At 75.0% G+C, this 884-nt stretch carries 1 pseudogene; it reads left to right on the forward strand.

The annotated features are described in order from the left end of the window. Nucleotides 1–375: 375 nt before the first annotated feature. A pseudogene (locus CCN56_RS38620) lies at nt 376–884 on the forward strand (hypothetical protein); the annotation flags it as partial.

The following is an 884-nucleotide window of genomic DNA, read 5'->3' on the forward strand; positions in this document are numbered from 1 at the left end:
CGCCGTAACCGTGGTCCGGGGTGTGGACCGGTATGTGGGGGGTCTCGTACCGCAGTTCCTCGACGGGAGTCCCGCACCCGGCACAGGCGAGGGCCCCGTTGAGATGCCGCCGGCACGCGTGGCAGTAGTCCATGGGGCCCGCAGGCTATGCGGCCCGGTACGGCGTCAGGTAGGCGAGGAAGTGAGGATCCTGTGTGGAAACCGCAGGTCGTCGGCGGTGCCGGAGGCCGTACTCCGGGTGAGGGGCATTCCGGGAGCCATCCCTCCCGAAGCGGGAGAATCACGGCGCACCGCCGACGACCTGCGGTTTCCACACAGGATCCTCACTTCCGCGCCTACCTGACGCCGTACCGGGCCGCATAGCCTGCGGGCCCCATGGACTACTGCCACGCGTGCCGGCGGCATCTCAACGGGGCCCTCGCCTGTGCCGGGTGCGGGACTCCCGTCGAGGAACTGCGGTACGAGACCCCCCACATACCGGTCCACACCCCGGACCACGGTTACGGCGAGCCGACCCGGCCCGCGATCTACGAGACGCCGGGCGGGCCTTCGGCCTACGGTCAACCGGCCGCGTCCGCGGCCTATGCGGCGCCGGACCGGGCCGCGGTCTACGGCCGGCCGGCCGCGGCCTATGACCGGCAGACCGCGCCCGCGGCCCACGAGACGCCGGCCGCGCCCGCCGCCTACGGCCGACCGGCCGCGCCCGCGGCCCACGAGGCGCCGGACGCTCCCGTGGACTCCGACGATCTGGACCGGCCCGCTCCCGAGCACGTCTACGAGCTGGACGTCCTCGAACCACCGCGCCCGGCCCCCGGCGGGCGCCGGGCCGCCCGCGTCGCCGCGCAGGACCGTTCCGCCTCGCGGGGCCGCTCCGCCGCGCGGCG

Source organism: Streptomyces sp. NRRL B-24572 (assembly GCF_002156145.1).
GTDB lineage: Bacteria > Actinomycetota > Actinomycetes > Streptomycetales > Streptomycetaceae > Streptomyces > Streptomyces vietnamensis.